Origin of the sequence: Sphingomonas melonis, from assembly GCF_013409985.1 — a bacterium.
In the GTDB taxonomy this organism is placed as follows: domain Bacteria; phylum Pseudomonadota; class Alphaproteobacteria; order Sphingomonadales; family Sphingomonadaceae; genus Sphingomonas; species Sphingomonas melonis_A.
In genome coordinates, this window is record NZ_JACCBY010000004.1 from 142,933 (window position 1) to 162,835 (window position 19,903).

Genomic DNA, 19,903 nt, shown 5'->3' on the forward strand with positions numbered 1-19,903 from the left:
CCTGCGCTCCGGTCCATGCGCCTGCACCCTGCCGACGATCCTAGGCGCCGGCGCGACGGCGGCTGAATCCGTAAGACTACCTAAAGCGAGCGCTGGCGACCGTTGGCGCGGCGGATGATATCCGCTATGCTGGATATATGGATACCGATTCGGCCATTGCCGCGCTCGGAGCGCTTGCACAGGGGACGCGGCTCGACGTGTTCCGCCTGCTCGTGCGGCATGAACCGCAGGGCATGGCGGCGGGGGAGATCGCCCGGCAGCTCGATGTGCCGCAGAACACCATGTCGGCCCATCTCGGCATCCTCGCCCGCGCCGGGATCGTCCGGTCCGAACGGCACAGCCGCTCCATCATCTACCGCGCCGATCTCGACGGCCTGCGCGCGCTGACGCTCTTCCTCGTCCGGGATTGCTGCGCCGATGCGCCGGACCTGTGCGCGCCGCTGCTCGCCGAACTCGCCCCCTCCTGCCGACAGGACGCCCCATGACCAAAGATATCGTGATCTACCACAATCCCGCGTGCGGCACGTCGCGCAACGCGCTGGCGATGATCCGCAACGCGGGGATCGAACCGCATGTCATCGAATATCTGAAGACCCCGCCATCGCGCGCCTTGCTGGCCGATTTGATCGCGCGCGCCGGGCTCACCGCCCGCGCGCTGCTGCGCGAGAAAGGCACGCCTTATGCCGAGCTTGGCCTGGCCGATCCGTCGCTGTCCGACGACGCGCTGCTCGATGCCATGATGGCGCACCCGATCCTCATCAACCGGCCGCTGGTCGTCTCGCCGCTCGGCGTGAGGCTGTGTCGTCCGTCGGAGGCCGTGCTCGACCTGCTGCCCGCGCCCCAGCGCGGCGCCTTCGCCAAGGAGGATGGCGAACCGGTGGTGGATGCCGCCGGACGGCGCATCGGCTGATGCTGGCGGCGCTCGCCATCTTCGTCGTCACCATCGCGCTGGTGATCTGGCAGCCGAGGGGGCTGGGCATCGGCTGGAGCGCGCTGGGCGGCGCGGCGGTGGCGCTGCTGGTCGGCGTGGTCTCGCTGGCCGACGTGCCGGTGGTGTGGGGCATCGTCTGGAACGCCACGGCCACCTTCGTGGCGATCATCGTCATCAGCCTGTTGCTCGACGAGGCGGGCTTCTTCGAATGGGCGGCGCTGCACGTCGCGCGGTGGGGCGGCGGCAGTGGCCGGCGATTGTTCGTGCTGATCGTGCTGCTCGGCGCAGCGGTGTCGGCATTGTTCGCCAACGACGGCGCGGCGCTGATCCTGACGCCGATCGTCATCGCAATGCTGCGGGCGCTCGGCTATCGCGAGCGGGCGACGCTGGCCTTCGTCATGGCGGCGGGCTTTGTCGCCGACACCGCCAGCCTGCCGCTGATCGTCTCCAACCTCGTCAACATCGTGTCGGCCGACTTCTTCCGCATCGGCTTTGCGGATTATGCGTCGGTGATGGTGCCCGTCGATCTGGCATCGATCGCCGCGACGCTGGTCGTGCTGCTGCTCGTCTTCCGGCGGGACGTGCCGCGCGACTATGACCTGGCGCAGCTCCGCCCGCCGGCGGACGCGATCCGCGACCGTGCCACCTTCACGGCGGGAAGGGTCGTGCTTGCCGCCCTGCTCGCCGGCTTCTTCCTGCTCGAACCAATCGGCGTGCCGGTCAGCGCCATCGCGGCGGCGGGCGCAATGCTGCTGCTGGTCATCGCCGCGCGCGGCCACGTCATCCAGACCCGTACGGTGCTGCGCGGCGCGCCGTGGCAGGTCGTGATCTTCTCGCTCGGCATGTATCTGGTCGTCTACGGCCTGCGCAACGCCGGGTTGACCGGTCATCTCGCCGCCCTGCTCGATGCCGCTGCGCAAGGCGGCGTCTGGGGTGCGGCGTTCGGCACCGGCCTGCTCGCCGCGCTGCTGTCGTCGGTGATGAACAACATGCCGACGGTGCTGGTCGGCGCGCTCGCGATCGACGCGAGCCATGCCAGCGGCGCGGTGCGGCAGGCGATGATCTACGCCAACGTGATCGGATGCGACCTCGGCCCCAAGATCACGCCGATCGGTTCACTCGCGACGCTGCTGTGGCTGCACGTGCTGGGGCAGAAGGGCATCCGCATCGGCTGGGGCTATTATGTCAGGGTCGGCACGACGCTGACCGTGCCGGTATTGGTGGTGACGCTGGGTGCGCTCGCGTTGCGGATCGGTGTCGGCTGAGACGGAAGTGCCTCCAGCGAATTTGGGGCAGATAGCTGGATGATATCTTTCGGCTACCCCCTTTGGCTGGCTTGGTAATCGCGACACGGCCGCGCCGTTGTGATATGCCATTCCGACGGGTCGGGGAGGCCACGCATGCCCTATTATGCTGGATTGAGGCGGGAAACGGACGACGTCCGGCGGCGGGTCGCCGATGGCCTGGTGCGACTGCGCCGCACCATCGTCGACAGCGGCGTGCCCGCCAAGACCCTCGACGGCGACGTGCTGATCGCAAGCTGGAACATCCGCGAGTTCGACAGCGGCAAATATGGCGGCAGGCTCGTCGACGCCTTCTACTACATTGCGGAGATCATCAGCCACTTCGACCTGGTCGCGGTGCAGGAGGTGCGCGCCGATCTGTCCGCGCTCGATCGGGTGATCGGCCTGCTCGGCGGCTGGTGGAAATATGTGGTGACCGACGTGACGGAGGGGACCTCGGGCAACGGCGAGCGGATGGCGTTCGTCTACGACAGCCGCAAGGTGGCGTTCGGCGGCCTCGCCGGCGAGATCGTCCTGCCGCCCGAGAAGGTCGACACCGAGGTTCTCCAGTTCGCCCGCACCCCGTTCGTATGCGGCTTCAAGGCCGGCTGGGCGCGGATCGACGTCTGCACCGTCCATATCTACTACGGCAAGGGCGTCCCGGTCGACAGCCGCAGGCTCGAGGAAATCCGCAAGCTGGCCAAATTCCTGGCCAAGCGCGCCAAGATGGCGGCGCAGCCGGCGGGCACGGCGCCGCGCCCCGGTTCACCGGACAATCTGGTCCTCCTCGGCGATTTCAACGTGTTCGCCGCCGGCGACGCGACGCTGAAGGCGATCACCGATGCGGGCTTCGCGATCCCCAAGGTGCTGACTGACCGCAAGGGCAGCAACATCGCCAAGAACAAATATTACGACCAGATCGCGATATGGCGCGGTCGCCGCTTCGACACGACCGATCGGGGCGGCGTGCTCGATTATTACCAGGCGGTCTATCGCGACGAGGACGAGGCCGGCTATGCGGCGGAGATCAAGCCGGCGAAGTCGGGCAAGGCACGCAAATATGCCGACTGGCGGACCTATCAGATGTCCGACCACCTCGTGCTCTGGGCGGCGTTCAAGGTCGATTTCGCCGACGACTATCTCGCCGGGCTCGCGACCGGGGAATAGAGCGGCGTGGTTGCGCGCGAGCCGTGGCGCCGTGTGGCGTCGTCATACCGGCCCGCGGGCGAACGCCGGGCAACCACGGCAGCGTTGGTGTGTTCAGGCTGTTCATGCCGAACCGACGGTGGGGCGGCATGTTCAAGGGGCAGACAATGGCATTCGCTGACGACATGACCAACGCGCTCGATATGGCGCTCGTCGCGGCGCGGACCGAGTACCGCGACGCCGTTGTCGAACTCGCCACGCGTGAAGCGGCCAAGCCTGTCTCCAGCGCGCGCGACCCCGCCGATATCGATCGTATCCATCATGCGCGGACCCGCGTGATCGGGCTGGATGCCGCGCGTGAGGAACTGTCCCGCATGATCGACGAAGGCGCGCTTCCGCCCGGCGTGTAGGCGCGGACCTCTTTGATCTGCTGACGGTAGGACCGTTATCCTGTCCTAGTGGTTGAGGGGCGATGGAAACCTCTACGATCCCCTATGCGCTCGCCGTCGATGATGATCCCTTCATCCTGATGGACGTGACCGGCATCCTCGAAGATGCCGGGTTCCGTACGCATGAGGCCGATGACGGTGACGCCGCCATTCTCATGCTGCCCGAATATGCCCACACCATCACCCTGCTCTTCTCGGACGTCGATATGCCGGGGGATACCGACGGATTTGCGCTCGCGCGCCATGTTGCGGAACACTATCCGTGGATCGAGATCGTCATCGCCAGCGGGCGCGTAAGCCCGGGCGCGGGAGACATGCCGGAAAAGGCGACCTTCCTGTCGAAGCCTTTCACGGCTGCCATGATCACAGAGCATCTGCGGGAAACGTTGCCGGATGGGAAGAAGCCCGAGCAGCTGCGCACCGCCGTTTAGTCGCCGACCGGCCGCGCGACCGCTGGCGCCCGGTCCAATCTGCCCCACCGATCATGGCAAAGTGGCTGATCTAGGCCGGATCGACATTCAAGCTTCGGAGATAACGCCGGCCCCGGCAGGGCAAGGCTATCGTGTGGACCTTCGCTTTAGTCCGCCGCCTCCCAATCCCACCCCGTCACCCCGGACTTGTTCCGGGGTCCACTCTGCGGCGAGGGGAAAGGCTTGATGGGGCACCATTCCCTCGTGGCCCGGTGGACCCCGGAACGAGTCCGGGGTGACGGACGCGAGGAGGACGCCGACACGAACCTCATCACCGGAGCCATAGGCGACAGCCCTCCCCCCTAGAGGGGAAGGAGTTGGGCTGAATGTCGATCCGGCCCAGATAGATAACCGGCCCGCGGGCCCATTCCGTGATCCAGGGCGTTGGGGGTGTTCAGTCGCTTTTCCGATCCAGGCGGAGCTCCTGCTCACACGGAGAAGACATATGCGCGCACTATGCTGGCACGGTAAGGGTGACGTCCGCGTCGACACCGTCGCGGACCCCGAGATCAAGCATCCGCGCGATGCGATCATCAAGGTCACCGCGTGTGCGATCTGCGGGTCGGACCTCCACCTGCTCGACGGCTACCAGCCGACCATGGAAGCGGGCGACATTCTCGGCCACGAAAACATGGGCGAGGTCGTCGCGCTGGGCTCTGAGGTCACCAACCTCAAGATCGGCGATCGGGTGGTGGTGCCCTTCACGATCAGCTGCGGCGACTGCTGGTTCTGTCGCAAGGGCCTGTTCGCGGCCTGCGATCGGACCAATCCGAATGCTGAGATGGCCGCCAAGGCGATGGGCCACGCGCCCGCCGGGCTGTTCGGCTTCAGCCACATGCTGGGCGGCTATTGCGGTGGCCAGGCGGAGTACCTCCGCGTGCCGATGGCCGATTTCGGCCCGATCAAGATCCCGGACACCGTCACCGACGATCAGGCGCTGTTCCTCTCGGACATCTTCCCGACCGGCTACATGGCCGCCGAGAACGCGCAGATCGAGCCGGGCGACACCGTTGCCATCTGGGGCTGCGGCCCGGTCGGCCAGTTCGCCATACGCTCCGCACTGATGATGGGGGCGGGGCGCGTGATCGCCATAGACGAACTGCCCGAGCGGCTCGCCATGGCCGAGGCTGGCGGTGCCGAGACGATCAACTTCGCCGAGACCGACGTCTATGACGAGCTGCAGGCGCGGACCAAGGGGCGCGGCCCCGACAGCTGCATCGATGCGGTCGGCTGCGAAGCGGCCGCGCACGGCGCTGCCGACGCCGTCATGGACAAGGTCAAGGCGAGCATGATGCTCGCCACCGATCGGGTCCATGTGCTGCGTCAGGCGATCATGAGCTGCCGTAAGGGCGGCACCGTCTCGGTCCCGGGCGTCTATGTCGGCATGGGCGACAAGCTGCCGATCGGTGCGGCGATGAACAAGGGGCTGACGATCAAGCTCGGACAGACCCACGTCCAGCGCTACACCAAGCCGCTGCTGGAGAAGATCGTGGCCGGCGCGATCGATCCCAGCTTCGTCATCACGCACCCGGCCAGCCTCGAGGATGCGCCGGAAATGTACGCCAAGTTCCGCGACAAGGAGGACGGCGTCATCAAGGTGGTGATGCGCCCGCACGGCTGAGCCGCCAAGCCGTTGGTCTTGCCCTGCGTCCGGCCCCACGGGGGGGGGGGGGGCGGAATTGCGGCGCAACCCGCCTCAGCAGGCCAGCGGCTTGAACCGGACGCAGGCGAAGCCCAGTCAGGCCGGATCGACTTTCAAGCTTTGAAATAAACTCCTCCCCCGCCAGGGAGTGCAGGGTTGGATTGCCCCCGGCAATCCAAGCACATGCCAGGGGCATGTGCGACCCGGCGCTGTGGCGCGCCCGGAGGGCGTGACGGAGGGGGAGGTAACGATGTCTTCGGTGGCGTGTCCTCCCCCTCCGTCATGCCTTCGGCATGCCACCTCCCCCTGGCGGGGGAGGAATGTATCGACTGTCGGTTCCACCTAACCCGATGACCGATCCAAGGGCCACGACGCTCTCTCTGCTTGCGCGCCGCGCACCGGACGCGACGATCTGCCCGAGCGAGGTGGCGCGTGCGATCGCGCCGGACTGGCGGGCGGCGATGCCTGTGGTGCACGCCGCGGTCGACGCGCTGGTCCGCGACGGGCTGGTGCGACTGAGCTGGAAGGGGCAAGCGCTGACAACGCGATCGGGACCGTACCGGATCGCCCGTCGCAGCGATGGGTGAGGCAAGGCCCCTCTCCCGCACGCGTCGTTCCTGCGCTATCGGGCGGCAATGGCGAGGAAGAAGCGCTACCTGACCGCGACGATGGCCGACGGCTACGTGAAGACGATCGGCCCGACCGCCGCGCCGTTCACACATTATTGGCGGATCGTCGCGCATCTGCACGACGGCAAGACCGAGGTGTTCTGGGGCCACGCCACCTCGGCAAAGGAGGCGGCGGCCAAGGAAGCGCTGACCGACCAGGCGGCAAGGCGGCACGGGTGGAAACGCTTCGATTTCGAGGTCGCCGAGCTGACCGAGCACTGACCCGTCGCCTGGGGTTCAGTCACCCCGATGGCGTGCCCACATGACGGCACCCGATGTACATTCATCCTGATCGCCGCGCCGCCGGTCGGCTTCCCCGCAACGAAGCGTGAGAATGAGGCTGAAACTGTTGCCCTCTCGAGCGTTGGAACGGGCAAAGGAAGCACCATGCCATTTGATCCGCCCTACGTTGCCTCGCCTGACCGATATGACAGCGGCATGCCGTACCGTCGCACCGGCCGCAGCGGGTTGAGGCTGCCCGCCATCAGCCTGGGACTCTGGCAGAACTTCGGCGGCACCGACGTCTTCGAAACCGGGCGATCCGTCCTGCGCCGCGCGTTCGATCGGGGCGTCACCCACTTCGATCTCGCCAACAATTATGGTCCCCCCTATGGCTCGGCGGAGGAGAATTTCGGCCGTGTGCTCGCCGCCGATCTGCTCGCCCATCGTGACGAACTGATCATCTCGACCAAGGCTGGCTGGGACATGTGGCCCGGACCGTACGGCGATGTCGGCTCGTCGAAAAAGTACCTGATCGCCAGTTGCGAGCAAAGCCTCAAGCGGATGGGGCTCGACTATGTCGATATCTTCTATTCGCACCGCGTCGATCCTGCGACGCCGCTCGAGGAGACGATGGGTGCGCTGGTTCAGCTCCACCGGCAGGGCAAGGCGCTCTACGTCGGCATCTCCTCCTATGCGCCCGAACTGACCCGGCGCGCGGCGCAGATCCTGGCCGAGGAAAAGGTGCCGCTGTTCATCCACCAGCCCAGCTATTCGATCTTGAACCGCTGGATCGAGCGTGTACTGCTCGCCACCCTGGATGACCTCGGCACGGGGTGCATCGCCTTCTCACCGCTCGCCCAGGGCATGCTGACGGACAAATATCTGCATGGCGTTCCGCCGGAGGCACGCGCCAACCGAGGCGGATCGCTGTCGCAGGCCTTGCTTTCGGAGACGAACCTGGCCGCTATCCGCAACCTGAACGCTATCGCATCGGAGCGCGGGCAAACGCTTGCCCAGATGGCGATCGCCTGGGTGCTGCGCGATCCGCGTGTCACCTCAGCCTTGGTCGGTGCCCGCACCGTCGAACAACTCGATGACTCGCTCGATGCCATCAAGCGGCTCGATTTCTCCGCCGACGAACTCGCCGCCATCGACAAGGCTGCCGAAGACGGCGGGATCAACCTGTGGGCGGAATCGTCGGACATCGCGGCACTGCCGGCGGCGCAAGGTGTCCCGGCACCGTAATATCGCTCACGGTTCGCGTCCGACCTGGGGGTCTTTCATGCCATCTTGATGGCATCGTGGCACGAGAGACCCGGAATCGGTCGTTTGCACCTCGCCACACCGTGCCGGCTGCCCGGTAACGGCGGCCGTCATGCCGCTGGGGGTGGAACCATGCGCTCGGCGCGATAAAACCGTTTCCGTTCTAGTGTCGGATTTTTAACCCATAACCACCTACAAGATCGCCGGAATACAGCGACTTGCCCCGGGGCAGTGGCGATCGTGGGGTAAGCGACTTGGGTTCGAAGTGGTTTGATGCGCGGGTTGCGCGTCTGTGTGCAGACAATGCCGGCAATACGATGGCCATCATGGCGGCCGCGATGATACCGCTGATCGCGATGATCGGGTCGGGCGTCGACATGACCCGCGCCTATGTTGCTCAGAACAGGTTCAGGCAGGCTTGCGATTCCGGTTCGCTTGCCGGGCGTCGTGTCCTCACCGGAGTGACCGTCTCTGAAGCGGCACGGGTCGAAGCGACCAAATATTTCAAGTTCAATTTTTCCGACGGCCTGTTCCAGTCCGCGCCGTACCAGCTCAACATCAGCGTTCCTGCACCCGGCACGCTCAAGATCGAGAGCAGGACCACGATACCGACAACCGTGATGAAGTTCTTCGGCTTTCAGACGCTGCCGATCTCCGCCACGTGCTCATCGACGCAGGACTTCGTGAACACGGATATCGTGATGGTGTTCGACCTCTCCGGATCGATGAACTGCCCGCCGGGCGGGGCCGGCGACTGCGGAGGGACGGAGCAAAGCGGCTCCAAGATCGCCGCGCTGCGAAACGCAGCGACCAGTCTGTACGACACGCTCGACTCCGCGCAGACCCAGCTGGAGCAGAACAATCTCCGGCTGCGCTATGGCTTCGTCAATTACAGCAGCTCCATCAACGTCGGTCGGATCCTGTACCAGAAGAATCCGGACTGGCTGGTCCAAAGCGCGACCTATCAGTCCCGCACCCCGGACTGGATCGACGCGACCCAATATTTCAACGGCAAAAGCGCGTGCGAGAAAGCGTATACCTATGACGCGTACGTCAAGCAGGCCAATCCCGAATATACCGGCGTCATGGGGGGCTGGTGGCAGCGCGGCAACAATTGCCAGGTCATCGCGCAAAGCAACACGCATCCCGATGGCTATACGTACGGTCAGCGCACGCTGGATGTGCGAGCCCATCTCGCCAGCAACCTGATCGCCAGCGGCGCCACGACGCCTGTGCCGATATGGCCGATCACCGGGACGAATGCGCCGCCGGACGATCTGCCGTACGTGAAAACCTCGATCTGGAACGGATGCATCGAGGAACGCCAGACCAATTCGTCTGCGATCGACGGCGGGGCCGCGACCACGGCGCCATCCGACGCCTACGACCTTGATGTCGATACGATTCCCTGGAACGATGCCACGCGGTGGAAGCCCATGTGGGGCGATATCGAGTGGTTTCCGGTCGCCGCGACGGGCGGCATGGCAAGGCAGCCAGATGCCCCCTGCCCGACCGAGGCCCGACGCCTGCGCAGCTACTACAACAACCGCAGCGACTTCGTGAACTACGTTGGCAGCCTGACCGCTCGCGGCGGCACGTACCACGATCTGGGGATGATCTGGGGAGCGCGGTTCCTCTCGTCCACCGGGCTATTCAAGTCCTCCACGCCCGAGACGAACGACAATACCGATCCGGACAATCCCGCGAAGATCCGTGGCTTCTCCGTGAAGAAATACATGATCTTCATGACGGACGGCGAGATCGCCCCGACGACCACCGCATATTCCGCCTATGGCGTGGAATATATGGACGGCCGCGTCCTCGGCACTCAGTACAGCAACGATAATGCCGCCCTCACCCGTCGGCACCTGCAACGCTTCCGCATGGCCTGCAACGCTGCAAAGGCAAAGGGCATCGATGTCTGGGTCATCGCATTCGCAACGTCCCTGACCGCAGACATGCAGAATTGCGCATCGAAGCCCAGCCAGGCGGCGGGCCTGTCCACGAATGCCGCACTCATCGCCAAGTTCCAGGAAATCGGCTCGAAGATCGGGTCGCTGAGGCTCAGCCAGTGAGGGCGCTGCTGAAAGATCGACGTGGCGCGACGGTCATCGAATTTGCGCTGGTCATCCCTGTCGTCTGCACGTTGCTTGCTGCGGGATTTGAGCTTGGGTACCGGGTGTACCTCGGCGCGATCGTGCAGGGCGCGTTGCTGGAGGCGTCGCGGCGCGCCAGCATCGGCAACGTTACGGAACAGCAGCTAGAGGACATCATTCGCACCCGCGTAGCGGCACTGTCGAGTGCTTCGAACGTCAAGGAAGTGAAGAAGGAGAACTTCTACAACTTCTCCAACGTCGGCAAGCCTGAAAAGCTGAAGTTCGACAAGAACGGCAACGGATCCTACGATGCCCTGGAAGACTGTTACGAGGATGCGAACAACAACGGGTCGTATGACTATCAGGCAAATGCGGGGCTCGGGACGGCGGATGACATCGTCCGCTATACGATAAGGGTCGAGTACCCGAACATCATGCCGGTCCGGCGCATGTTCGGCTGGGGTGCCAAGCAGGTCATCACCGCGTCGACCGTGCTGCGCAATCAGCCGTTTACGTCGCGCATGATGCCAACTGTTCGGTGCCCGGCATGACGACGGTCCATCCTGTCAGAAGACTGGCATCAAGCAACAACGGGGTCGCACTCACCGAGTTCGCCTTTACCCTGCCCGTCATTCTCATCATCCTGCTCTATGGTATCGAGGTCGCGAACTTCGGCCTGGCGGTGCTGCGGGTTCATCAGATCGCGGCGACGTCGGCGGACAATGCCGCGCGCGTGCGGGATTCGATCAGCGAGGACGATGTCAACGAGGTTCTGATTGGCGGCAAGACCATCGGCGAGACGATGGACTTCGCCACCCGGGGACGCATCGTCTTGAGCGACGTTCTAAGCAATGGATTGAGCGGCAGTAACGCCGGCCAGAAGATCCTGTGGCAGCGATGCAGTGGCGCCCTCGATGTTCCTGAATCGCAACCGATGTATGGCACCGAAGGTAAAGGCGCGGCGGACAACAGTCTGCCGGCGATGGGGAAAGCCGGACGTCAGATCGCTCCCTCGGCGACGTCGGCGATGGTCTTCGCGGAAGTGACCTATCGCTACAAGCCCGTCGTATCCGCGACGTTGTTCGGCACCCCGATCTTGCGGTCCGAGGCATCCTTTATCGTTCGTGAGCGCCCGTCGGAGACCCTCACCCTGCCCCCGAACACCACGGCGAGCAAATGCGGCGTCTTTCGCGCCTGAGCTTCCGGACCATATCCGGTGGTGGATCACCGGCGGCGGCGGCCACGCTGCACCGCAAACCCGATCGGCGCTTTGCGGCCGCCGCAAGATCGATGTCCGGGGACACAGGCGCCGGGTCGCCTTCGATCGTTAACCTATTCTAGAAAAACGCGGCTTATTGGGCGCGCGATGCGCAAAGCGGTGCGCAGGGGGACTGTCTTGGTGAGGTTACGAACGCTGGCGATGAGCCTGGCGGCGCTTGGGTACGCCGTGCCGGTGCTGGCCGAGCTCAACGTCCCGATCGCGGCGCGCGTGATCTCGTTTCGGCAGCCGGCGCTCGGCGGTCCGATCATGACCGCTATCCTCTACGAGCCTGGCAACGGGGCGTCGGAGGCCGAGGCAGCGTTGATCGAGCGGACCATCGGGTCTGGGCTCGTCGTCGGGCGCAGCGTCATCCGCACGCGCCGCGTTCCGATCGCGACGATGGGAACGCTGTCGGGATATCGCGTCGCCTTCGTGACGGCAGGCCTTCGCGACGACCAGGCAAGCATCGCGGCAGCTGCCGACCGCTCGTCTGTTCTGACCATCACGTCCGATTCGGCCTGCGTCAACGCTGGCCGGTGTGTGGTGGGCATCACGCAGGGCGCCAAGGTTCAGATCACCGTCAACCGGGCTGCAGCGCGTGCGGCGAATATCCGCTTCGGATCGGCATTCCTTATGCTGATCAAGGAAATCTGAGAATGCGCCTGTCCAAATGTGGCGTCAGCCTGCCGATGCTCCTGTTGGCCGGCAGCGTCCTGTCCCCTGCCAGCGGTCTGGCCCAGGCTGTCGATTATCAGTCCTTGCAGGAGACCATCGGCGAACCGGTGACCACCAGTGTCACCGGCAAACCGCAGCGTGCCTCCGAATTGCCGGCGTCGACCCTCATCATCACACGCGACGACATCTCGCATTCGCCGGCGCGCGACGTGCCCGGCCTGCTCAAGACCTATGCCGGGGTCGATGTGAACCGCTGGACGGCGGGCCAGAGCGATGTCGCCGTACGCGGCGGGGTGCAGACCTATAATGCCCGGCTGCTGGTCCTCGTTGACGGGCGGCAGGTCTACCTCGACCATTACGGCATGACGGACTGGAACCTGCTGGGGGTCCAGTTGGAGGAAATCCAGCAGATCGAACTGATCCGCGGTCCAGCCAACGCCCTGTTCGGTTTCAACGCCGCCAGCGGCGTGGTCAACATCGTGACCAAGCGCGTCGGCGAGGCGCCGGCGGCGGTGGCCACGGCAGAAGCGGGCAATCACGGCATCGGCAAACTGGCCGGGTCGATAACGCTGCCTATCGCTCCGATGCTCGGTGTCCGATTGTCCGGCGCCCATGCGCGCGAGGACGAGCGCGACATCCCGTCGGGGCTTCTTCAGCCGAGCCGGATCTTCGACGTCGCCAGCGATCAGATTTCCGGCGACATCACCGGCTCGTTCAACGGGTTGGAAGCCGTCGTCGGCGGCGGCCATGCCACCAACAGCCAGATCGAGTATCTGCCGAGCCAGCTCCTGTCCAACCAGCATTATCGCAGCAGCAACGTCCACGGCTCGGCAGCGCGAGACACACGCTGGGGCGGCCTGACGCTGAACGGCTATGCCAATTGGCTCGATGCGGATTACGGGGTCGGAACGAACGCGAACGGCACCGATCCGATCACGCTCAGGAACAGGATCATCGTTACGCAGGCGTCGACGCTCGTCCGCCTCGACGCCGCCAATACCCTGCGGGTGGGGGTGGAATATCGCAACAACCGGCTGCTGTCCGCTTATCAGTTCGCCGAACGCATCGCCTATGATGTGGCATCGGGCAACGCCATGCTCGACCTGCACCCCGACGATCGGCTGTCGCTGACGGTCGCCGGTCGACTGGATCGGCTATGGCTCCATCAGTCCGGGGTGATCACCCAACCCGCTTACGACGATCCGCGGGATTTCGATCGCGCCTTCACGCGGTTCAGCTTCAACGCCGCGCTGCTCGTCCATACCGGCGAGACGGGCCTGCTGCGGATCAACGGCGGCCGAGGCTACCAATTGCCATCGCTCGTCAACTTCGGATTTCGCCTGCCGATCGTCACGCTCTCGCCTGTTCCGGTGTTCGTCGCCGGCTCGCCGCGCACCTCTCCGGTGCTGATGTGGAGCGGCGAGATCGGCTATAACCATATGCTGGGTGCCACCCACCTCGATGCGACTGCGTTCGTCACGAGGACGGAGAATGCGATCGCCGCACCGGGCGACGGCCTGCAAACCGAGCTGTTCCTGTCGCCTGCGCCGTCTGTGGTCGCGCGGTTTCGGGCGACGGGTGATTACACCACTTATGGCACCGAGATATCCGCCTATGGCGCGATCGGGCCGCTGACCTGGCGTGGCAATTACACCTGGACGCATACGGACGAACAGCTGACGCCGCTGACCCTCCCCATCCCCTATGCGCTCTCACCCCGATCGACCACGCCGGCGCACAAGGCCAATGTCGCGCTGGGCTACGATATTGGGCGTCTGTCCCTAGCGGGTATTGCACGCTACACCTCGTCCACGCGCCAGTTCGCCTTCTCTTCGACACCCCAACTGCTTCTCTACCGCGTTGACAATGCACTGGCCCTTGACGCTCGAGCGGGCTGGCGGCTTACCCATGCGATGGAGCTATTCGCGGCCGGCGAGAACCTGACCGTTGCCGGTGGCGCAGCGGTTTCGCCAATTCCAGCAGACCGACGCGTGCGAGCCGGCGTTCGCATCGCCATCTGAGCATCGAGCAGTGACGATGAGGGGCGGTGCGGTGGGCGGATCAGCCTTCGGCCCCGATACCGCGGCTGCGACATATGGTCGCGAGGATATCGTCTTACTGCGGGAGCACCCGGTTTAGCGTACGCCAACATCAGCGCAAGCTGTCGATAGCGTCGCAGGGATCGTCGAGGCTCTCTCCGCGGGCAATGGCGCGGCGTCCTCCCCCGCGCGATCCGCGACGGTGGCCTGCCCCGTCAGGAGATCAAGGCGACGACCAAACTACCCCGAAGCGCAAGGTCGCGCCGCATGACGCACGCACTGCAAGGCAGGCACCGCGACCGCCGTCAGTCCGCAGCTGCGCCAGTTGCCGCTCCGCCGTCGGGCGGTGACCGCACGGTCAGGCTTCCCACCGCGCTGGCTGGATTCGGGCCAGCATGTTGCACGTCCTCGCCGCGGTGGTGCGAACCCGATGGAGTTGCGATGCCGCATGCTGCGTGCTCATGTTCGGCATGATCTCGTCGAGCGCGACATGCTCGCTCTGCCGCATGCCTAACGCGCGCCAAAGATAGACGTCGAGGATCGCGCGCAACGCGCCATCCTGGCCATGGTCGTGCAACCAGGCGGCGGGCAGGCCCGAGGTGCTGAACGACAGCAACGGCTTGCCGACGAGCGCCGGCTGGCCGGTGTTGGCGGCGATCTTGCGGAACGAATGATTGGCACCGAGCACGCGATCGACATAGCCTTTCAGCATCGCCGGCGGCAGCCCGTACCAGATCGGGATAGACGAGGATCAGCAGATCGGCGGCGCGCAGCAGGTCGAGCTCGATCGCGACATCGGGAGCCGGCAACCAGTCTCCCTCGGCGGGGCGCTCCGCGGCGCGCAGAACCGGATCGAATTCCATCGCGTAGAGATCGCGGATGACGATGTCGTGAGCCTGCCGGCGCACGGTGCCCGCATAGGCGTCGACGATCGCATGATCGAAACTGTCGACCGAAGGACTGGCGCACACCAGCAGGTGGCGGAAGGGAGCAGGCGGCCGGGCGCTCATCATCATCGTCTCCACAATCGCGAATGTCCCGGTATCGTGGCGGCGGCCACCGCCACCCGCCATGCGGAGTAATACGTAGCCAACGCGCGTCGCCGACGACCGCGCAGCTAGGCCGCGGCGTGCGACACCTACGGCGCAGGCAGCATTTGCCGCTCGCTTGACACGGGCAGCGGCGGGCGATGCGTCGTTACGACCGGGCCCTGCCCGTCCGCGCGAGCCGGGCGGCGAATGTACGAAGATGGTGGCGGATGCCAACCGGTCCCAAAAGCGAACGTGCCGCTCACGCGTTCAGCATGCCGCGGCTGAGCTCATCCAGGACGATGATCCGCGATGGCCGCCGAACTTACCGATGCAATCGGCGGGTGCAGCTGCTTTACCAGCCGAACGCGATTAAGTCCCAGGCGGGATCGACATTCGGTCCAGCGGGATCGACATTCAAGCTTCGGAGATAACGCCCGCCCCGGCAGGCAGGGCTATCGTGTGGACGTTCGCGTGAGTCCGCCGCCTTCTCCTCCCACCCCGTCACCCCGGACGTGTTCCGGGGTCCACTCTGCGGCGAGGGGAAAGGCTCGATGGGACACCGTTCTCTTGTGGCCCGGTGGACCCCGGAACGAGTCCGGGGTGACGGATACTAGGAGGACGCCGACACGAACCTCATTACCGGAGCCACAGGCGATAGCCCTCCCCCTGGCGGGAGAGGAATTGGCCTGAATGTCGATCCGGCCTAGTTCCTCGCCTTGGCGGGGGAATTTTTCTCCAAAACCTCAATGTCGATCCGGCCCGAGCTCGGATTGTAGGTGCGGTGATGCGCGACGTATGTCGCGGCAGGGCCCGAACGGACACGCCCGAATGCTCCCGCCGTGAGCCTGCCCTTGGTGGCGGATCACCGCGTCATGCCGAACGCGGCGTACCGCGTCTCGACGCGTGGATCGATCTTGATCGCAGCGGCGGCGTCGGCGTCGGATTTGGCACGGTCGCCCTTTTTCGACCAGGCGATCGCTCGTCCCCATAACGACGATGTCTCACGTGGATCCATCGCCAGGACGCGGTCATAGTCCGCGATCGCGTCATCGATGCGGCCCATCCGCAGCAGCGTGAACGCGCGACTGTCGCGTATCGCCACATCATTCGGCAATTTCGCGAGCCCGGCGTCGCATGCTTCCAGGGCGCGCGCCAGCGCGACGCCGGCGGTCGCGGTTTCCCAGCAGAGGTTGTTAAGCTGAAACGGCGTCGTCGCCTTCGCCCGGAGGATCGCCCAATCGGACTCGCCAGCGGTTTGCTGGCCGGCCCGCATCCGGGTCAGGCTGCGTACAAGGAGGATATTATCGTCATCCGGATGCGCGGCCACCGCCTTGTCCACCGCCGCCAGCGCTGCCTTCGGATCGCCGGCCTTGAGCTCGAGATCGGCCTTGTATTTGACGGCGTCGCCAGTCGCATCGAGTGCCAAAGCCGCATCGAGATCGGCGCGTCGGCCGGCGATGTCGCTGTCCGGACGCGCCATCGCACGATTGACGTACAGATACGCCTCCGGCTTGATCGCGATGGCGCGATCATACAAGGCCATGGCCTCGGCAGGCCGATCGGCGGCGATGCGTATCGCTGCAGCCGCGGCCAACGCATAGGTGTCGGTCGGGAACGTTTTGGCGATCGCGTCGGCCTCGGCCAGCGTGTCGTCGGTCCGGCCCATGTCCCGCAGGATGTTGGCGCGCAACATGTACGCCTGTATGTCCGTGGGATTGATAGCCTTGATCTTCCCGACATCCGCCAACGCCGCGTCGTTATCCGCCAATTTGCGATAGGCCGCCGCTCTTGCGTAGAGCGCAGCCGTATCGTCCGGCGTCAGTTCGATCGCACGCGTATAAGCCGTCACCGCCTCCTTTGGGCGGTTGTTCTGCATCGCGATCCAGCCGCGTCGATTGGCGGTAAACGGGTTGCGCGGCTCGATCTGCTCGGCCGCAGCGAAGTCCCGCTCCGCCGCTGCCAAGTCGCCCTTCCGCGCATAAGCCAGCCCGCGGTCGGCGAGTGGCCAATAGGTATGGGGCGCGAGTGCAGCGGCCTTGGAATAATCGGCGATTGCGTCGTCATAGCGTTCGCGATGGAACAATGCGTTACCACGATCGAGCAGGGCGACGGCGGTGGTCGGGCTCTCTTTCAGCGCAACCGCCAATTCGGCGTCGGTCATGACATAATCGTCGGGCCGGCGCAGATAGACGGTCTTCTCGGCGAGCGCACGCAAACGCGGCTGGGCAGCGGCCGCCTCGGCGTTGGTCATTTCGGGCACGAGACTGCGTTCGGTTTTCTCGATCGTGAAGGTGCCGTCCTTGACGCCGCCATGACGGTGATATTCGATTCCTCCAACGGTCTCATCGACGGCGGCGGCAGCCGAGTCGAAGACACTTCGGAACCCGGACGGCAGACGGATGCTCTCCTGCACGCGATTGTAATATGGGAAGGGTAGCGCCCAGGGCGCATCGCGATCCGGACCTGCCTCCCGGGCGAAATCGGCCTTATAGCCGACGCCGGTGCCATCCGTCTCATACCAGCCGCTGCTCCAGTCGAGCTTGGCGCTGCCGGTCATGCTGAGGCGGGCCTCGCCGCTCGCCCGGTCGAAGGACGCGGCGGCGCTCTTCACCTCAACGAAATCATATTGGCCGTGCCAGTATTCGCGGAGCGCCTGATCTTTCGCCGCGCCGGTGAGGTTCGCCAGCGAGGCATTGAGGCCGATCGCCTCATCGCCCGTCATCACTGTGTCGACGGTGAAGGGAGCGGGGACCGTAAGGCCATTGCGCGCGTCGATCTGGATCGTGGTCGCCACGCTCGGCGCGGTCAGCGGCGGCGGCATGATCCGCACCAGTGCCGCCTGTTCGGGCAAGACCGGCAGGCCCCAGCCGAACGCCGGTGGCCTGATCCGGTCGAGATCGGTGTCGCCCGTGCGCGTGCCGTCGAGCCAGAAGACGCGGCCGCCGATATGCGCACGAACGAGGACATGATCGAACAGCGCGATCATCGGCAGACGCTGGTCGAGGCCGTCGCCGAAGCCGCTGCCGACGAGCACCGGTTCGGCTTCGATCCCGGCGACATGCAACAGACCGAGCAGCAGCGCAGTCTTCGCCTTGCAGTCACCATAACGACGCGCCCAGGTCGTCGCCGCATCCGCCGGGACCAGGCCGCCGGCCCCCATCGCCAGCGCGACATAGCGGATGCGATCCTGCACCAGCGTCAAGGCGGCCTGCGCGCGCGCCTTGGCGTCGGGGAGCGCGCGTATCCTGTCCGACTCGGTTTTCAAGGCGCCGTCGGCCGGCAGTTGCGCAGCCTGCGCGAACAGTGGTGCGAACAGCTTGGCGAGATCTGCCCAAGAGGTGAAGTCGCTCGCCTCGAGCAGGCGGCCGATGCGGAACCGCGCCGGTGCTCCCTTCGGCAGCACGGCTGGCACGACGTCCGACATGCTGATCTCGGCAACGGTATACCCACCCTCCTTGCGGGTGACGACGCGCGGCAGGCTGCCGTTGCTGCGCAAATGTACCGGAATATCCGACGGCCAGCGGATCGAGGCATGCGCCCGGGTAATCGGCAGCGGGTTCCAAGCTGCCGCCAGTTGCTCAACATGACCCTTGACCACCGGATCGGCGTGACTGACCGACATTGCCAGTTCAAGGACGTCGCCGACCTGTAGGCCTTCCGGCTGGATATTCGCCGTCAACACTCCGTCCAGCATCGCCTGTTCAAGGTTCTGCTCGCGCCGCACCACGGTGAAGGTCTGGCCCGCCTTGAGTACGTCGATCACCTCGGCGCCGCGGTGGATCAGCAACTTGTGGACGGTCAGCGTGTCCGTGTCGGGTCGCCAGGGCACCGAGATGTTGCCGATGGCGAGACCCGGCGGCGTCTCGATCTCGATAAGGCTCGCCGAATAGACCGTCTGCCGCCCGCGCTCGAGCTGCACCTGCTGGTCCGACAGCAGAATACGCATCGGCGCGCCGTCCTGTTTCGCAGGGGTCGCCGGAGCAGGTTGCGGTTTCACCCAGGCCGGAACCGGGCCAAAGCTCGGTTTGTCCTCGGCCAGCGCAGGCATGGCACACACGCTTGCCGCGGCAAGCGCGATCATCGAACGTCGCACCTTCACCCCCATGATTCGGCCACAGCCTAACGAGGGGCGGGGGTGTTGCAAGACGCTGTTACGAGCGAATGTGCTGCAGACGGCGCGACGAGCGCTGGGTTGAGACCCGGCTGGCATTCGCAGGCGCGGGCGTGCGCAGGCGAGGGCGTCAACGATATCAGCCATCTGTCGGCACGGGAAGACGGCCGCTCGCCCGTCTCGATCCTGCGTCGACTGCGTGCTATCACAGCAGTGCCAATGCAACAGGAGGCGACAATGGCAAACGATCACGATCCGCTCGACCAGCCTTGCTTTCGAGCGCACCTCTAAGCGCCGTCAGGGCTACCCATCCGAGACCCACGTGAAGCGCGGCATGCGCGTCGTGCACGGTGACAAGGAGCTGATTGAGAAGCTCGGTCGCAATGATCCTTGCCCGTGCGGCTCCGGACTGAGATTTCAAGCGGTGCTGCCTCGCGTCCGGTTGCTTTCGACGGCGCAGAGCGTCACGATTATTGGCGATAATCCATCAAGCCGGGGTCGGCGCGGGCCAACCCTCGCCAGTGCGCTTCAAGCGGTCAGTCGCAGCTGCCACCTCTCGCCCGAAGCCGGTGGTCGGCGATCGAAGAGCTGATGCCAGAAGCGACGCATATGGGTT

General features: G+C 65.2%; 18 protein-coding genes and 1 pseudogene. 16 read left to right on the top strand and 3 right to left on the bottom strand.

Annotation, left to right across the window (positions count from 1 at the left end; translation table 11 throughout):
* Window positions 1-137: 137 nt before the first annotated feature.
* From HD841_RS14175 to HD841_RS14245, 15 genes are all read left to right on the top strand, one after another.
* On the top strand, window positions 138-485 hold the full coding sequence (locus HD841_RS14175; protein ID WP_179509542.1) for an ArsR/SmtB family transcription factor: 348 nt from the start codon (window positions 138-140) through the stop codon (window positions 483-485).
* Window positions 482-910, top strand: coding sequence for an arsenate reductase (glutaredoxin) (gene arsC, locus HD841_RS14180; protein WP_179509543.1), 429 nt, complete (start codon window positions 482-484; stop codon window positions 908-910). The genes HD841_RS14175 and arsC overlap by 4 nt, the downstream gene beginning before the upstream one ends.
* Window positions 910-2,196, top strand: coding sequence for an arsenic transporter (locus tag HD841_RS14185; protein WP_179509544.1), 1,287 nt, complete (start codon window positions 910-912; stop codon window positions 2,194-2,196). The genes arsC and HD841_RS14185 overlap by 1 nt, the downstream gene beginning before the upstream one ends.
* Window positions 2,197-2,331: 135 nt before the next feature.
* Complete coding sequence (locus HD841_RS14190) at window positions 2,332-3,381, top strand: endonuclease/exonuclease/phosphatase family protein (protein ID WP_179509545.1); 1,050 nt, start codon at window positions 2,332-2,334, stop codon at window positions 3,379-3,381.
* Window positions 3,382-3,470: 89 nt separating this feature from the next.
* The gene (locus tag HD841_RS14195; RefSeq protein ID WP_373563028.1) at window positions 3,471-3,770 is read left to right on the top strand and encodes a hypothetical protein; all 300 of its coding nucleotides are present in this window, start codon (window positions 3,471-3,473) and stop codon (window positions 3,768-3,770) included.
* Between the two features lie 62 nt (window positions 3,771-3,832).
* The gene (locus HD841_RS14200; protein ID WP_179509546.1) at window positions 3,833-4,240 is read left to right on the top strand and encodes a response regulator; all 408 of its coding nucleotides are present in this window, start codon (window positions 3,833-3,835) and stop codon (window positions 4,238-4,240) included.
* A 484-nt stretch (window positions 4,241-4,724) separates the two neighbouring features.
* Window positions 4,725-5,900 (top strand): zinc-dependent alcohol dehydrogenase, encoded by a 1,176-nt coding sequence (locus HD841_RS14205; RefSeq protein ID WP_179509547.1) that lies wholly within the window; start codon window positions 4,725-4,727, stop codon window positions 5,898-5,900.
* A gap of 371 nt (window positions 5,901-6,271) precedes the next feature.
* Complete coding sequence (locus HD841_RS14210) at window positions 6,272-6,508, top strand: DUF3253 domain-containing protein (RefSeq protein ID WP_179509548.1); 237 nt, start codon at window positions 6,272-6,274, stop codon at window positions 6,506-6,508.
* Between the two features lie 48 nt (window positions 6,509-6,556).
* Entirely contained in the window at window positions 6,557-6,811 is a 255-nt protein-coding gene (locus HD841_RS14215) for a hypothetical protein (RefSeq protein ID WP_179509549.1), read from the top strand.
* 165 nt (window positions 6,812-6,976) lie between these two features.
* Window positions 6,977-8,056 carry an L-glyceraldehyde 3-phosphate reductase gene (gene mgrA / locus HD841_RS14220; protein ID WP_179509737.1) on the top strand — a complete coding sequence of 360 codons (1,080 nt, stop codon included), beginning with the start codon at window positions 6,977-6,979 and terminating at the stop codon, window positions 8,054-8,056.
* Between the two features lie 272 nt (window positions 8,057-8,328).
* A complete protein-coding gene (locus HD841_RS14225) occupies window positions 8,329-10,149 on the top strand; it encodes a TadE/TadG family type IV pilus assembly protein (RefSeq protein ID WP_179509550.1) in 1,821 nt (606 codons plus the stop codon).
* Entirely contained in the window at window positions 10,146-10,721 is a 576-nt protein-coding gene (locus HD841_RS14230) for a TadE/TadG family type IV pilus assembly protein (RefSeq protein ID WP_179509551.1), read from the top strand. Before HD841_RS14225 ends, HD841_RS14230 begins: the two co-directional genes overlap by 4 nt.
* On the top strand, window positions 10,718-11,368 hold the full coding sequence (locus HD841_RS14235) for a TadE/TadG family type IV pilus assembly protein (RefSeq protein ID WP_179509552.1): 651 nt from the start codon (window positions 10,718-10,720) through the stop codon (window positions 11,366-11,368). Before HD841_RS14230 ends, HD841_RS14235 begins: the two co-directional genes overlap by 4 nt.
* A 222-nt stretch (window positions 11,369-11,590) precedes the next feature.
* On the top strand, window positions 11,591-12,085 hold the full coding sequence (locus HD841_RS14240; protein ID WP_179509553.1) for a YfiR/HmsC family protein: 495 nt from the start codon (window positions 11,591-11,593) through the stop codon (window positions 12,083-12,085).
* 2 nt (window positions 12,086-12,087) lie between these two features.
* Entirely contained in the window at window positions 12,088-14,127 is a 2,040-nt protein-coding gene (locus HD841_RS14245; RefSeq protein ID WP_179509554.1) for a TonB-dependent receptor plug domain-containing protein, read from the top strand.
* Between the two features lie 376 nt (window positions 14,128-14,503).
* Here the strand turns inward: HD841_RS14245 and HD841_RS20780 are convergent, their stop codons facing one another.
* The 3 genes and pseudogenes from HD841_RS20780 to HD841_RS14255 all read right to left on the bottom strand — a co-directional run bounded on the left by HD841_RS20780 (window position 14,504) and on the right by HD841_RS14255 (window position 19,122).
* Window positions 14,504-14,887: an NAD(P)H-dependent oxidoreductase gene (locus HD841_RS20780; RefSeq protein WP_373563042.1), complete on the bottom strand. Its 384-nt coding sequence runs from the start codon at window positions 14,885-14,887 to the stop codon at window positions 14,504-14,506.
* 7 nt (window positions 14,888-14,894) lie between these two features.
* A pseudogene (locus HD841_RS21020) lies at window positions 14,895-15,218 on the bottom strand (NAD(P)H-dependent oxidoreductase); the annotation flags it as partial.
* 820 nt (window positions 15,219-16,038) lie between these two features.
* Window positions 16,039-19,122 (bottom strand): tetratricopeptide repeat protein, encoded by a 3,084-nt coding sequence (locus HD841_RS14255; RefSeq protein ID WP_179509555.1) that lies wholly within the window; start codon window positions 19,120-19,122, stop codon window positions 16,039-16,041.
* Between the two features lie 499 nt (window positions 19,123-19,621).
* On the opposite strand from HD841_RS14255, the gene HD841_RS21025 reads away from it, so the two are divergent.
* The gene (locus HD841_RS21025) at window positions 19,622-19,879 is read left to right on the top strand and encodes an SEC-C metal-binding domain-containing protein (protein ID WP_373563043.1); all 258 of its coding nucleotides are present in this window, start codon (window positions 19,622-19,624) and stop codon (window positions 19,877-19,879) included.
* The last annotated feature ends 24 nt before the right edge of the window (window positions 19,880-19,903 follow it).